Below are 14640 nucleotides of genomic sequence, written 5' to 3'. Positions count from 1 at the left end.
ATTCGAAGGTAACTTACGAATAATTACGGAAATGATCTCAATGAATACAGAATGTTCAAACATTATCAATGCAAGCTGATTACCCGTGCGATCTGCCAATGGGTATCTTTTAGTCGCCACAGGGTAACAAACTTGCTCGGACGACTTTCTCCGGTCTCATTGATATTACGGAAGCTATGGTAGCCGAATTGGACCGCACCATAGCCCGGTATTTCGTAAACTTCTATGCTACCCGGTGTGAGGATACGCGTAACCTTACCGCATATATTTTTCTGAATAGACGCCAGAAGCTCCTTTTTTGAGTGTGAAAAGCCCCCGCGGTCATGATAAAATTCAATGTCATCTGCTGTAAGTGAATCCATTTTACCAATCTTACAATGGTTATATGTATCAAAATAAACACTATCCATTTTAACAATAGTTTTATACAATTCCGATGATGCGGGCACATAAGCACCAGGCACATAGCGCTTACCAACATCCGCACTAGGCTGATTGTTAACCATGTAGTCGGTCTCATCTGCCATTTTCCAAATCCCTTCTTCTTTGCGCCAGTGACGGGTAAACTTCGATTCTTCGACCGGTTTGTTATCCACATAAAAACGCTGCACTCCGGTTTGAATAGCAGCCACATCATTTAACTGAAAACTTTGCAAGTCAGCCACCTCACGGCGTAATTTTACTTTCCCGCAGGTAGCCGCTATTCGTTTAAAAAAATCTGCTCCAGATTGGGCAAAGGTTTGGTGATGAAGTCCCTGATCATGTAAGAAAACGAAATCGGCTGTAAACAGATCAGGTAACAACTGCACTTTGCAGCTATTCAATGCGATATCAAAGAAGAGGCTATCTTTAGCCGCCAATTCTTGGTTGAGGTAGGTGTCTCCTGTACTTGAAGTGTTTTGTGCAAAGGTGCTGGTGAAAAACACTACTAGTAGGGAAGCTATTGTTAATGTTTTTTTCATTTGACGTTACATATGTATTTTGACGCCTAATTCAAAACTATGTTACAGACATGGCAAGGATTTAATTTACTCCTCTATTACCACGCCACCCTGCTTTTGCATCTTTTCCAAACCATCTTTCATCGCTTTAATTTGTTCTAACGAATGACTTTTCCATACCGTAACCTCACCAATAACCTTAAATGGATGCTCGGAGCGATACGACATGGTGGGATTTCCAGCAAACTTTTTGTCGGTTACATTAGGGTCATCATGTACCGGGCCTGTCGCTTCTACCAGATATATTCTTTCTCTACCCGTCCCGGAGGCAAGCTCCGCTCCCCAAATAGCAGCGTTAAGTGTTGCAGTGAGATAAATGTGCTTTAATTTCCTTTCCACAAAATTTGAAGAAAAACCTGTTTCTATAAAATCCCCGATTACCAAATTAGCTTTCGTTCCATGAAAAAAAGTTTGTTTAAAAGCATCCTGAATAGCTGCTTCAGTTTCATGTGTTTTGTCCATCGCTTTACTTTTTTGAGTAACTCCTTTATTTTCAGAATATCCTGTACAAGGATAAAGATAAACAAGTCTTACTTTCCCAACAAAAAAGATCTATATTACTGTATGGCCAACATTATTCCCAATAAATTTATTTTGAAATTATCTTTTCTTGTTATTCCCTTAACCATCCTCAGCCTTGTGCTCCATGATGGTAACTCGGGTGGTAGTATTGGCGGAGGAGGATATGGAGTTTGACTCTTATTGATAATCATATTGTATAAAGGCCATATTATCACCTGCGATTGTTGCAGGCTCAAAATTTAAGGTATGCTTAGCTGAATAAGGATCTTCAGAGTCCAGTTCCCGAAGTCCAAGCGGAATGCGTTGCCCACCATTGATATAAACCGCTGAGACCTGATACCTGCCAATGGGAATGTCGGTAAGACGACCATAGTAGATTGTTTGGGGCAGTCCACTTTTGCGTTTGATGGTTTGACCGTCTGAGCCATCTATTAATTTTCCGATTGGGGTAAATGTAAATTCGATATTCTGTTCGTCAACAATGGGCCTACCAGGATGGTTGTGAATCTCCACACTGCCTCCATAGAAACCGTCAAGCCCGTTGGGGCGGGAACCAGAAAGTTTCCACTGAAAGTTTACAACCGCACCGGTATTACCAATAACTTCATCATTATCAGGATGGAGTGACATTTCGTAAGTTTTACCATTAAAGGTCTTTTTAATATAAGCCGCACCGTGATACGTACCTACTTTTGGTAGTTTGATCTTGTACATGCCTTCTTCGTTAGACACACCCGCAACATAACTGTGATTACCTACCAGTATATTCTCAAAAACAACTTCAATGTTTGCCAATGGATTGTTTTGAGCATCAATTATCCTTCCGGTTACATAGCCATCCTGAGCTCCTTCTGCTTCTTTATTGCTGTCCTTTTTGCAGGCGATATTTAAGGTACTAATCAGCATAAGCAAGCAGGTTACATAGTTTTTCATGTAGGTTCTCATAGTATTGAAGTTTTAAGCGTTCATTTTCATCAATCAAAGATGAGCAGCCTGGATTCGAAAAAATCATGCGACATCACCTATTTTCTTAAGGTCTGCCAATGCATCCGTCATCCAGATCAATGTCGCTGTGTATAACTCAAGAATTAATTATTGTAAAAAACATGTTGTATTGAAACATAAAGCCTGTAAGGTTGTAACTTACTCAACATTAATCCAAATCGCATTATGTTTTCAAAAATTTATAAACCCTTAGCTCTAGGCATTGCCCTTCTATCATTACATACATCTAGTATTGCCCAAACCGGTAAGCCGGTTGAAAAAAACAAGGCCAATAGTGATTATAAACCTGCTTTTGCAGGACAAACCCGTATTGGCAGCGTTAAAACCCAAACCCCGTATACCGCTACAGTCATCAGCACTGAGCTAAAAGGTCCGTGGGGTATGCATGCTTTACCCGACGGCCGTTTACTGATCAGCAGCAAGCCGGGAACCATGCAAATATTGACAACTGCCGGTAAAATTGATAAAACCATTACCGGTTTCCCGGAAGTACAATTTCAGGGACAAGGTGGTTTGCTGGATGTAAATATTGACCCCAATTTCACCAAAAACCGTATGATTTACTGGACCTACGCACAACCGGGCGAGGGAGCTACCCTAGCCGTAGCTAAAGGTAAGTTATCGGCTGATGAAACAAAGCTGGAAAATGTGAGCGTTATATTTGAAGCCACCCCTCGCTTTAAAGGTGCCGGCCAATTTGGTTCACGTTTAGTGTTTGACAAACAAGGTAATATTTTTATTAGCTCTGGTGACCGCCAATCTAACGACATCCGTGAGAAGGCGCAGGACCTAAGCGCAACCACCGGTAAAATTATTCATATTACCAAGGATGGCAAACCTGTTGCAGGTAATCCATTTACAGGCCAGACTGATGCTAAGCCAGAGATATATGCCTATGGCTTCCGTAACCCGGATGGTCTAGCCATAAACCCCACTAACGGCGACCTTTGGGAAACAGAGTTTGGCCCTCGCGGTGGCGATGAGATCAATTTAATTAAGCCGGGTGGCAACTACGGTTGGCCTTATGTAACTTACGGCATTGAATACAGTGGTGAGAAGGTTTATGAAGGTATACAACAAAAAGAAGGTACCGTGCAGCCGGTTTACTATTGGGATCCCGTTGTCTCGCCAGGCTGCATGATGTTTTATACCGGTAACATAGCTGAGTGGAAAAACAACCTATTTATAGGCGCACTAAGTGGACAACACATCGTTCGTTTGGTCCTAAAAAACAACAAAGTTGTGGGTGAAGAACGTTTGCTTTCTGATAAGAATGAACGTTGGCGCTGCATAACAACAGGTAAAGATGGTGCCATTTACGCAGCAACAGACAGCGGCAAATTATACAAGCTGGCTAAGAAATAATTGTATCATTAAACAGCCTTATGGCGTGCGAGGATACAATTCCTATTAATAAAAAAGAGGTGCCCTAGTTAGGACACCTCTTTTTTTGCTTTCTAACGATTAGCTATCGCGAAATTTTCAAATTATGTTCACAATCATTCTGAGATCTTGGTTTTAAAAAAATTTTTGGTCCTAAAAATGCTTCGGCTTTTCTACGGATCTTGTTAGGACCTCATTCGGCGCTCGTCGAACGAAGGCCGAACGAGGTCCCTTTAAAGTGTGTGCAAAGGCCGACTATATAATTGGTCAAACTTAGAATCCCATTCCTATCCAAGACTAAAGCAATATGATTTAATTTACGATTTCAATCGACATTGAATCCTAATTTAACAAATTTATAGTTCAATGTCAATTTACTGCACAAAAGCTGACACGTTAAACAATTCAATACCACACCCGAAAAGTGGCTAACGGATAAAAGGTTGGAACTGGCCTATTACCATCTGGCCGAAAAAAAGAAAAAACCGACTGAGATTTATCTAGAAGTCGGTTTTGAAGACCTCTCCCATTTTTCATTTATCTTTAAAAAGAAATACGGGTTCTCACCCAATCAACTTCATGTGAACAGGTGATCGTTTTTCTATGTTCTTGCCAAAGGTAAGCAGCAAGGGCAACAGAAGCCAGAATCATCATCTTCATAGTTTGAGAGAGAAATTTTTATTTTAAGATCCATCTAATTCCATAGTCTAAAATGGCATCCTTTGAATCTGATTTATCTTCGACAACCGAAATATCGGGAAGTATAGCCGTAGCATCCTTTTTGCGGCAGTTTGCCCGAATGTCGAACGTGCTAGAGGTGTATACTTCAAAACCAGTATTGGGAAGTCTAAAGTTGTATGACTCGCCTCCATCGTTGGCCGGGGCCCCGGTAGGTTGTCCAATTAATGTGGCAAGTTTATAGGTCTGAGCACCATCAGCAAGCATTGTTGCACTCGACAGGTTCTGAGGCCCGATCAAAAAAGCTGTTTTAAGCAAGTATCGATTCGGATTATTTGGCATAAAATTTTTTGCTTGATAAGGGAAGTAAAGCACCGTTCCCGGCTTAGCATTGAGGTAAGTGATTACCTGAGCTGTGGTTTGATCAGGGTAATTTTCTTTCATGAACATTTGATATTTCACACTTACTTTAAAATTCCTGCCTGAAGATAGACGATAAGGCTTCGCAGTAAGGTAACTTAAAAGAAGTTCTGCAAGGTCAGAATTTCCACCACCATTGTATCTAAGATCAACAATTAGTCCTTTAGCCTGGTTCATTTTCAGTGCAGTGAACGTACTATCAAGAAATGTCTTGAATTTCTTCATACCGGACATTGCATTAAAATTGATATAGCCAATATGATTAGGCAAAAGCTTAAAACTGAAATTAGCAATGGGTGTGACTTGATTGGCGACTAAATAATCTTGGTAGCTTATGCCATCAAGTGTTTCCTTTTGTATTGCTTTACCTTCTTCTTTGTAGGTGATCTTGAAAGGCGCATGGATACCTAGAAGATACAAATGGTAAGAAAAATTGTTCTTTGCCTCATTGAACCGATAGGCGTCTAGACCTCCCTGCAAACTAGCTGCTTTTTGGAAAAGTTGTCGGGCATTGTAACCGTTAATAGAAATCAGAGTAGCCCCTAGTTTGACACTGCTAGTTTCACTAAACTTATTCAATACTTTTAGTGACTTATAATTTGCTTTATAGTGTATACCTAAAGGAAAAACCCTCGATTTCTGAAATGACTCCACAATGGCGGCATAGTTGTCAACATAGGTATGAGCGTCTTTAACCAATGCTGCAATCTGGCTGAGAACAACAAAGGCTTTTTTTTCATCAACTCGCAGAGGAATTGCATTAAAAATGCTGTCCTTTTTTCGCTGCAATTCAGATTTGGAGATGTGTAAGTAAGAATTAACCTGCACTTCTTCAAAAGTATTGATCATCAGCAATGCGTCGGCCAAAAGCATCTCCTTGTCAAAAGTTTTAATGGTCGATGTTTGTCCAAATGCTGGTGTACTTAATAGGATTAATCCAATTATGGAGTATTTAAGACAATACAAAAATAACTTAAATTGTGGCCTTGCGGTATAGAACCTTTTTGGGCATGGAATCATATTATCGTTAACTATAGCTTGTAGGCTTGACTTTTGTTTTTAATCAACTTAAGTGCCAACGGCTCAAAAAACACTAAACAACTGTCTTAAAGACACTTAAAATAAAACTTCTCTTAGTTAATGTTCATTACTGAACAATATTGTTCGACTATGAACAAGGGCTCATCATAGAAGCCGAATTAATCCAACATTAAGTTATGCTATTTCAAATCTTCTACATTGTCCAATATGTAGCACTGCTCCCATTGACTCATACCGATTTTGGGATAAACGCCTTACATTTTTCATAATCAGGCTGTTGACGGTAGAAAATTCGATATTGTTAAAAGTGTTTTATTTAATACTGCAAATTTATTTTCAATAAGGACTACCTTTGTAATCCAGTTTTAATATATATAGTAGTCCAGATGTTTCCTTACGACCGTATTATTCTCGTCGACAAAAACAATAAAATCCCGGTTTATCGACAAATAGCCTTATCAATCACTAATGCAATCAGGAACGGAGTATTAAAAGCCGGAACTCTTCTGCCTGGCAGTCGGGAGCTTGCAAAAACTTTGGGAGTACACCGAAAAACAGTAATTGCAGCTTATGATGAATTGAATGCACAGGATTGGATTGTGATTATTCCAAGAAAGCACGTTGCCGTGTCAGAACATATTCCGCTATTAAAACCCCATGATTGGAGCCAGGCAGATCCTTCGGTATCTTATAAAAATAGTTTCGACCTGCCATTTAGAATTATTGAGAGAAATGGATTTATAAAAGAGACTACATCCGCTTCAGATATTCTCATTGATGACGGATATCCGGATGTGGGCCTATCTCCGATTGACAATTTATTAAAAACTTACCGCTCACTCACCTCGAGGAAGCACACTGTAAAGGATGCTCATGTTGGGACTGCGCAGGGAACATTGAAATTAAGAGAAGAACTGGTTGCATATTTATCGGAGACTAGAGGGTTAAATGTAACACCGGACAATCTGTTGATTACACATGGGGCACAAATGAGCATCTATCTGTCTTCTCAACTACTTTTAGATACCTCCACCACTATTGTCGTAGCCAAACCCAATTATCCAATTGCCAATAGGGCTTTTGAGGAAACAGGAACAAAAATTATTGAGGTAAATATTGATGATGATGGCATTGATGTGGATGCCATCGAAAAATTATGCAAAAAGAAAAAAATCACCGCCGTTTATGTTATTCCCCATCACCATTATCCAACAACCGTTACTCTTAGCGTAGAGAAAAGGATGAAGTTACTGGAGCTTTCGAAGCAGTTTTCTTTCGCTATCATAGAAGATGATTATGACTATGATTATCATTATAGTTCATCTCCTTATCTACCTTTAGCAAGTGCCAGACATACGGGGAGTGTAATATATATCGGTTCATTCTCCAAGATGTTAGACCCTGCCATAAGAATAGGCTTTATGGTCGCTCCGAAGAATTTCATATCGCAATGCACCGCTTTACGGAATGTAATTGATGTAGGCGGTGACGGATACATGCAAAATGCACTGGCAATAATGATAAAAGATGGAGAATTAAAAAGACATCTTAAAAAAGCGAAAAAAATCTATCATCATCGACGGGATTTCCTGGATGCCCTATTGAAAGAGAAGCTCGGCAAATACATCTCTTATTTGCTGCCTACCGGCGGAATGGCAATTTGGATTAGGCTACTGCCTCAATATCCTATCAGTCAATTAAAAGAAATGCACGGGCTAAACATCAAAAGAATCAGTGCAGAACAAAATGCTTTTCGTTTCGGGTTTGCTTCTATGGACGAAAAGGAACTTGAACACACTGTTGAATTTCTAAAAATACAGCTTCAAAAATTCAATAAAACGCCTTAGTATTCTATAATTCTGCTACCCAACGGAACTTGTCAAAATCACGCAGAATGTTACCACTAAAAGTAATTCCAACAGTTCTTTCTTGTATAGCTTAACTGCATTCTCATTTATTTTATATTGTAATTTAAAGAACAGCCTGCTAATCAATTTAATTTATCCTAATTTTCTTTATATGAGGTTTAATGTATTTTAACAATTGGTAAGTTTGTAAATATGATTTTTAGAATTGCAGAACTTTCAGATATCAAACAGATACAGGTTGTAAGACATCTGGTTAAAGAGAATACCTTGAGCAACCCAGATCTGGTACCTGATAAAGATGTTGCATATTACATATCCGAGAAAGGAAAAGGCTGGGTTTGTGAGGTGGATGACCAGATTGTAGGCTTCTCCATTATAGACCTATTAGAAAAGAGTGTATGGGCATTATTCGTAGATCCAGACTTTGCGGAAAAAGGAATTGGAAAGGAATTGCATAGATTAATGCTAGATTGGTATTTTCAGCAAACTAAAGATAAGGTAGTTTTAGGAACAGCTCCGAATACTCGCGCCGAGCAGTTCTATACCCTTCAAGGCTGGACTCCGGTTGGTAGTTATTCAAATGGAGAGATCAAATTTGAAATGAGCTATGCTGACTGGTCACATTGATAACGTACCTATGTTACCACAGGTACGTTATTTCAAGCGCGATTAGCAATAGTGCTTGGGTAGGCTAGCGTTAATAGCCAGCAAAAGAATGGCTTAATGTACCATAAAAGGAATATTTGCAGTAGCCACATGATTATGACCGTCACTTACATAAACAAACAAACGGTAAGCGCCAAGCTTTGTAGGTACGCTGAGCAATGCATTTGTCAGCGAATTTGCCATCACCATATTGGGGATCGCAATAGGCCTGCTTTCCCTGTCACCACCCTGCCCAAGATCTGTTGCTTCAGGCAACAATTCCCACCTGATCGTTAGCTTGTCTTTGTCCGGATCTGAAACAGAAATCTTTACTAAATATTTTTCCTCGGGGTTGAGATAAATAGAACTGAGCGAAGTTTTGCCGTCTATGGTGAATGAACTGATATTAGGCGCCCGATTTTGAGGCCATTTGCCACTCCATTCATATTGCATGACGTCAAATACTTCAGAAGTTTCTCCTGCTTCTGTAAACAAACCATACCATGTAGGTGTACGCTCCTGTTTCTGCCCCCATAGAAATACATAGGAACCCAGACAATTCTTATCTTTCAGGATGGATGATTCGTATCGTGTTTTGTAGACTTCAGCTTTTTCTGTGCTGGTCTCTTCAACCGGAGCGCCCCATGATGTTTTCGGACATTCCCAATGCCCTGTGGGCCCCCACTCAGTGACTAGGTAAGGACCATCCCAGCCTGTAGTCCGCAGCTGATCAGGGACTTTGGCCAATCCGCCATATACCTGTACCGAAAGGAAATCTAGGTCTGGGCATTTAGCTTTGATGTGGTCTATTTCTCTTTGATTGATCCCTGCAAGCATGGTAGTAGCAGGGTGGTTTGGATCTTCCTGATGGATCATTTTAGCAATGTCATTCACCGCATTCCAGACATTTGGGTTTTTATAATCCAGATTCAGTTCATTTCCGATACCCCAGGCCAGTAAAGCTGGATGGCCCTTATACTTCTGCACTTCTTTACGCAGGTGGTCCAGTTGTTTTTTTACCGCAACTGCGTCATTGTAGTCAAAACCATGACGTTCACGTGCTACATCCAGCCCCATTGTAACTGTTAACCCAAGCTTTTCTGCCTGTTCCAGATTTGCCGCCCCACCTTCGGTACCCCAGGTACGGAAAGAATTTCCGCCTGCGGTTTTTAAGGCTTCGGCTTCTGAAGTCCCACCTGCCCCTTTTACAAAATAAGGCTCTCCGTTTCTGATGAACGTATAACCAGTCTCTGTTTTCTTAATTTCAACCTTTATTGCTTTGCTGCTTTGCGGACTTGCATATTTGGTCAATCCAGAACGAATCAATTTTGTAGTATCTGTTTCAATTTTGTATACATACCTGGCATTTACTGACGCTGATGATGACGCACTTAAACCTGCGGTCAGTAAACAGCTTATGCCTAAAACAAGGAGATTCCTACTCATGATTTCTTTCTTTATCACGCAATATAATGAATCCGTCCCTTATTTTGATCTTGATAAAATGGAACGGGAATATCTGGTTTAAACTAATCTTTATTTTTTTGCTATGATTTTCATAAAGAGTTTAACGTCGTCAGAAATAGTTTGATCACCAGACTTATCAAAGAACTTTTCTAATCTATAATCGTTACCCCAATCTGTTCGATTAATGATCAGCTTGCCATTCAGCACGACAGTTCCATCCATTCCGTCCATAAAATCCATTTTGGCTGGAAAAGTAACCGCCTTCGTGATACCTTCAATTGTCAGGTTCCCTGTAACTTTTATACTTCCATCATTCCCTGCTTTAACCTTCGTAATTGTGAATGTAGAAACAGGGAATTTTTTGACATCAAAAAAATCAGGAAATTTATTGTGTGGACGTTGATCCTCAAATTTTCGTTCAATTGTATTCATGTCCACTTCAACTGCACCGCCCACTAGATGACTGTTTTCGATCAACAATTCTCCTTTTAATATATTTACGTCCCCTGTAATGGTACCATCACTAAGTAGCTTAGTACCTTCCCATCCACCAAGTAGCATAGAACCTTTCCATACTATAACACTTTGCTTCGTATCTATGATATATTTTTTCTGCCCCGCTTTATTATAAAAGTCCGTGATGGTCTTTCCATCATAACGATACACTCCGGTCGCATCTCCAAACCAAATATTTCCATCGTTAGCTTCTAAAATCCCAAAGAAAGCCTTTCCCGACATAATTTCGGTTACAATGGGCTTCGCACTATACAGGGACTTTGCATCATAACGGGAAACTGCCTGAATACGCGGATTAGCAGGATTTACTGAACCAGTAGTCCAGATGTTTCCATTTTTATCTTGGATTATAGCATAAGCACCTCTCTCCGATACCTTAGTAAAGGTACTGCCATCATAGCGCCAGAGGCCACCGGTCTGGCTTACTTTAAAACCATTGAAACCGCTGAGCCAAATATTGCCTTTTCTATCTTCCATTATACCCCAGACGTCGAGAAAGGGTTCGCCATTATGGTTTAAAGTGGTAAATTTTCCCCCGTCATAAACAAAGGCGTCGCCCCTTGTGCCAATCCACAATTTCCCTGTTTTATCTTCAATGATTGTAGTAATATCATTATTCAAATGCCCTTCTTTATAAAAAAGCGGGGCGTTCGGGGAGGTAAAATTTCGAAAAGATTTCCCATCGTAACTACTTACTCCACTTCCAGTACCGAACCAAATAATACCGGTTTTATCTTCATAAATGGACATAACACGATTATTGGCAAGTCCCTCCTTGGTAGTGAAATGTTGAATGGATTTCCCTCCTGCACTAGACGGAGCCGACGTGTTGTAATAATAAACACCTGAATCAGTAGTAGCGAACCAAATATTTCCTCGTCGATCTTCCAGGACATCCCAGAATCGGTGTGAACCTATCTTACCTGTAAGATTAGTAAAAGATTTCCCCTGCCCCTCCTGCAGGCTGGCATCGTATCGAAAAACATCACCAAATGATAAGTTGTTCGGGCCAGCAATCAAAATGGTGCCATTTCTGCCTTTTTTTATATTACGAACCATTATGTTAGGCCCTATGTCTTTAATTTCGGACTTGATGTTATCTTTTGGTACGTTTGTTTGGTTTTGTCCACAGGAAGCAAGAAAAACGGACATCAAGAGCAAAATATATACTTGTATGTATTTCATAATTTTTTATTTATTGATCCTATTAGAATTGATTCAGCGAATCTACTTTGATATTTTTCGACGCGACGAATTTGGATTGTAAATAAAAATGTAAATTTTGTAAATAAAATCTTGACATTATGCGTAATAGCCTAAACGTCCTCTCTGGGAAACACAAGTATCTCGTTGCATCTAATACTGCTTTTGTTTGTGTCTGCAATCCGCATAGCTTTCAGGATGACTGATAGCGACGATTTTCAATATCCCCAAAAGGCAAACCAATCTTATTAGAATTCAAATTTGCTATCTAAAATATTTGGCATTATTGATTTTTCCTCCTCCTCCTCATCTAACAGGTGTAAATGCAAACCCCTATACCACAAGACAGGCAAGGGTTTCAATGAAGACCATAAAATTGTAGTAAATAATCTTAAGTTTGATCCAAAATTGCTCAACTAACCAGGAGCACTTTAGTGTCCAATATTGTCGCTTTATACCATACAAAAAACCTAACAAAATGAAATCATTACTAAGAAGAGTTTCAATTATATGCGTATTACTCTATTCTAGTCCATTACTTGCTTCCACCCCAATTACCCCCGATCAAACCCTTTGGTTCCGCTACCCGGCAACCGACTGGTCTAAACAAACATTACACTTAGGTAATGGATATATGGGCGCATCCTTTTATGGAGGTGTGGATAGGGAACGACTAGACATTGCTGAAAAAACATTTTGGGCAGGTGGACCTATCATCTCTCCCAATTATAATTTTGGTAACAGACCGGGAGGAAAAGAGATAGTAAACCTAATTCGCGAAAAGATTAAAAATCATGAGTTTAGAGCGGCCGACTCATTAACCGCCATCCACATGATAGGTGATTTTAAGAACTATGGCTACTTTTCCTCTGTAGGAAACCTTGAAATCGATTTTAATCAAGACAAAACAAAAGCTACCGATTATGTGAGGGGACTCGACCTATCTAACTCAACCGGCTTTGTAAAATACAAGTATGAGGGCGTAACTTATAACAGAGAGTATCTATGTAGCTATCCCGACAAAACACTGGCACTCCACCTATCGGCCAATGAGCAGCACAAAGTAGAATTTAAACTCTCCCATATACTCACATACAAAGCGGATAAAATAATAAAACAAAAAGACGAGCTGATCTATTCAGGCCTCATCACCGCTAACGGGCTGCGCTATTCAATACGGATGAAAGTAGTGCAAAATGGAGGCACAGTAACCGTTGGCGATGATTATATACAGGTAAAAAATGCAAATGAGGCATCCATTTTTTATGCTGTAGACACAGAATATAAATACGAGTATCCAACCTTTAAAGGCGAAGATCCGGATAAAAACACCCAAAAGACAATTAAAGACGCCACAAGTAAGGGCTATGATAAACTAAGATCCAGCCATCTGGCCGATTATCAAAATTTATACAATCGTGTTAAGTTGACGCTGAGAGGCGATATTGCCGTAGAAAAAATGCCTACAAATGAGCGTATAGCCGAATTGAAAAAAGGAAACACCGATGATGCATCACTCAAAGCTTTATGGTTCAACCTGAGCAGATACCTGGTTATAAGTGCTTCGCGAAAAGGGACACTGCCTTCTACTTTACAAGGGGCATGGAATACATTTGAGTCTGCACCCTGGAGTGGTAACTTTCAAAGCAACATAAATCTGCAAGAAATGTATTGGGGCTGTGGCTCAACCAACTTACCAGAATGTCAGGAATCGTATATAGAATGGATAGAAGGATTAGTGAAACCAGGGCGCATAACGGCAGAAATGTATTATGGCACCAAAGGCTGGGTAAGCAATGCCACGGGTAATATCTGGGGTTTCACGGCCCCTGGAGTTGATATCCTATGGGGTATTTATCCATCTGCAAATGCCTGGCATAGCCGTCATTTATGGGAGCAATATCTTTTTACCGGAGATAAAACTTATTTAAAAAACCGCGCCTACCCTATCATGAAAGAAGCCGCACAGTTCTGGCTGGAAAACATGGTAGAATATGAGGGAAAATTTGTAATTGCACCTACCGTTTCGGCCGAACATGGTATAGAAACTAAAGACGGAAAGCCAGTAGAGTACTCTACAGTAAACGGAGAAGTTTATGCCAATAAAATATCAACCGTACCTGCTTATCAGGATATAGAAATGGTATATGACCTTTACACAAATGTAATTGAGGCTGCTACAGTATTGGGTATAGATGCTGATTTACGTAAGCAAATAACAGAAACACGCAACAAACTGATGCCACTAAAAATTGGCAAGTATGGTCAGCTGCAGGAATGGGTTATCGATGCGGATAATCCTCGAGATCATCACCGCCATATGTCTCACCTGTATGCGCTTTACCCAGGTAATATGATTTCAGTGGATAAGACAAAAGATTTTGCATTTGCAGCGAAAAAGTCATTAGAGATGAGAGGTGAAGGCAAGCAGGAAACACGTTGGCCTCATGCCGGTGGAAATTGGTCGATGGCATGGAAAAGTGCATTATGGAACCGCTTAAAGGACGGAGATAGGGCTGTAAAAGTATTCAATACAATGATTAAGGAGAATGGGTATGAAAATATGATGTCTAACCAATCGGGCAATATGATGCTGGATGCGACTATGGCCACCTGCGGCATTTTTGCTGAAATGCTGTTACAATCGCAAGATGGCTATTTAGATATTTTGCCCGCCTTACCAACTGAATGGCCGGAAGGCAAAGTGGAAGGCCTGGTTGCCCGAAAAGGTTATACCGTGAACATAGAATGGAAATATGGTAAACTTATGAAAGCGGAGATCACATCTCCTAAAGGATCTCCGCTACCTCAGGTAAAAATCAAAGGTGAAAATCTGGCGAAAGGAGACAGCAGGGTTGTTTTTGCACCCTAAATCTCGTTGCTGAAAACCT

General features: G+C 40.1%; 10 protein-coding genes and 1 pseudogene. 5 read left to right on the top strand and 6 right to left on the bottom strand.

Features of this window, described 5'->3' with window-relative positions; genetic code table 11:
* Positions 1-65: 65 nt before the first annotated feature.
* The 3 genes from HQN83_RS16760 to HQN83_RS16750 form a co-directional block, all read right to left on the bottom strand.
* On the bottom strand, positions 66-926 hold the full coding sequence (locus HQN83_RS16760) for a nuclear transport factor 2 family protein (RefSeq protein WP_173091476.1): 861 nt from the start codon (positions 924-926) through the stop codon (positions 66-68).
* Between the two features lie 102 nt (positions 927-1028).
* Positions 1029-1463: an NAD(+)--rifampin ADP-ribosyltransferase gene (arr, locus tag HQN83_RS16755; RefSeq protein ID WP_173091475.1), complete on the bottom strand. Its 435-nt coding sequence runs from the start codon at positions 1461-1463 to the stop codon at positions 1029-1031.
* Positions 1464-1700: 237 nt separating this feature from the next.
* A complete protein-coding gene (locus HQN83_RS16750; RefSeq protein WP_173091474.1) occupies positions 1701-2468 on the bottom strand; it encodes a peptidase associated/transthyretin-like domain-containing protein in 768 nt (255 codons plus the stop codon).
* Positions 2469-2693: 225 nt separating this feature from the next.
* Between HQN83_RS16750 and HQN83_RS16745 the strand changes: the two genes are divergently transcribed.
* A complete protein-coding gene (locus tag HQN83_RS16745; RefSeq protein ID WP_173091473.1) occupies positions 2694-3893 on the top strand; it encodes a PQQ-dependent sugar dehydrogenase in 1200 nt (399 codons plus the stop codon).
* Positions 3894-4321: 428 nt separating this feature from the next.
* Positions 4322-4504: pseudogene (locus tag HQN83_RS16740) on the top strand (helix-turn-helix domain-containing protein); the annotation flags it as partial.
* Between the two features lie 85 nt (positions 4505-4589).
* Here HQN83_RS16740 and HQN83_RS16735 read toward each other — a convergent pair.
* The gene (locus HQN83_RS16735; RefSeq protein ID WP_173091472.1) at positions 4590-5975 is read right to left on the bottom strand and encodes a S41 family peptidase; all 1386 of its coding nucleotides are present in this window, start codon (positions 5973-5975) and stop codon (positions 4590-4592) included.
* A 461-nt stretch (positions 5976-6436) separates the two neighbouring features.
* Here HQN83_RS16735 and pdxR point away from each other — a divergent pair, with 461 nt between their 5' ends.
* Entirely contained in the window at positions 6437-7897 is a 1461-nt protein-coding gene (gene pdxR, locus HQN83_RS16730; protein ID WP_173091471.1) for a MocR-like pyridoxine biosynthesis transcription factor PdxR, read from the top strand.
* Between the two features lie 213 nt (positions 7898-8110).
* Positions 8111-8545, top strand: coding sequence for a GNAT family N-acetyltransferase (locus HQN83_RS16725; RefSeq protein WP_173091470.1), 435 nt, complete (start codon positions 8111-8113; stop codon positions 8543-8545).
* Between the two features lie 93 nt (positions 8546-8638).
* On the opposite strand, the gene HQN83_RS16720 is transcribed toward HQN83_RS16725, so the two are convergent.
* Together HQN83_RS16720 and HQN83_RS16715 are read right to left on the bottom strand one after the other, a co-directional pair.
* The gene (locus tag HQN83_RS16720; protein WP_173091469.1) at positions 8639-10009 is read right to left on the bottom strand and encodes a glycoside hydrolase 5 family protein; all 1371 of its coding nucleotides are present in this window, start codon (positions 10007-10009) and stop codon (positions 8639-8641) included.
* Between the two features lie 90 nt (positions 10010-10099).
* Complete coding sequence (locus HQN83_RS16715) at positions 10100-11731, bottom strand: two-component regulator propeller domain-containing protein (protein WP_173091468.1); 1632 nt, start codon at positions 11729-11731, stop codon at positions 10100-10102.
* A 496-nt stretch (positions 11732-12227) separates the two neighbouring features.
* On the opposite strand from HQN83_RS16715, the gene HQN83_RS16710 reads away from it, so the two are divergent.
* A complete protein-coding gene (locus HQN83_RS16710; protein WP_173091467.1) occupies positions 12228-14621 on the top strand; it encodes a glycoside hydrolase family 95 protein in 2394 nt (797 codons plus the stop codon).
* The last annotated feature ends 19 nt before the right edge of the window (positions 14622-14640 follow it).

This window comes from Pedobacter foliorum (genome assembly GCF_013266735.1).
Classification (GTDB): Bacteria; Bacteroidota; Bacteroidia; order Sphingobacteriales; family Sphingobacteriaceae; genus Pedobacter; species Pedobacter foliorum.
Note: the sequence above shows the minus strand (reverse complement) of the source record. Positions and strands in the feature narration are given on the sequence as shown.

What these genes read in the sequence shown, in the direction of transcription:
- HQN83_RS16750 (WP_173091474.1), bottom strand. Translation starts at nt 2,468, where the DNA reads ATGAGAACCTACATGAAAAACTATGTAACCTGCTTGCTTATGCTGATT.
- HQN83_RS16710 (WP_173091467.1), top strand. Translation starts at nt 12,228, where the DNA reads ATGAAATCATTACTAAGAAGAGTTTCAATTATATGCGTATTACTCTAT.
- HQN83_RS16720 (WP_173091469.1), bottom strand. Translation starts at nt 10,009, where the DNA reads ATGAGTAGGAATCTCCTTGTTTTAGGCATAAGCTGTTTACTGACCGCA.
- pdxR (WP_173091471.1), top strand. Translation starts at nt 6,437, where the DNA reads ATGTTTCCTTACGACCGTATTATTCTCGTCGACAAAAACAATAAAATC.
- HQN83_RS16715 (WP_173091468.1), bottom strand. Translation starts at nt 11,731, where the DNA reads ATGAAATACATACAAGTATATATTTTGCTCTTGATGTCCGTTTTTCTT.
- HQN83_RS16725 (WP_173091470.1), top strand. Translation starts at nt 8,111, where the DNA reads ATGATTTTTAGAATTGCAGAACTTTCAGATATCAAACAGATACAGGTT.
- HQN83_RS16745 (WP_173091473.1), top strand. Translation starts at nt 2,694, where the DNA reads ATGTTTTCAAAAATTTATAAACCCTTAGCTCTAGGCATTGCCCTTCTA.
- arr (WP_173091475.1), bottom strand. Translation starts at nt 1,463, where the DNA reads ATGGACAAAACACATGAAACTGAAGCAGCTATTCAGGATGCTTTTAAA.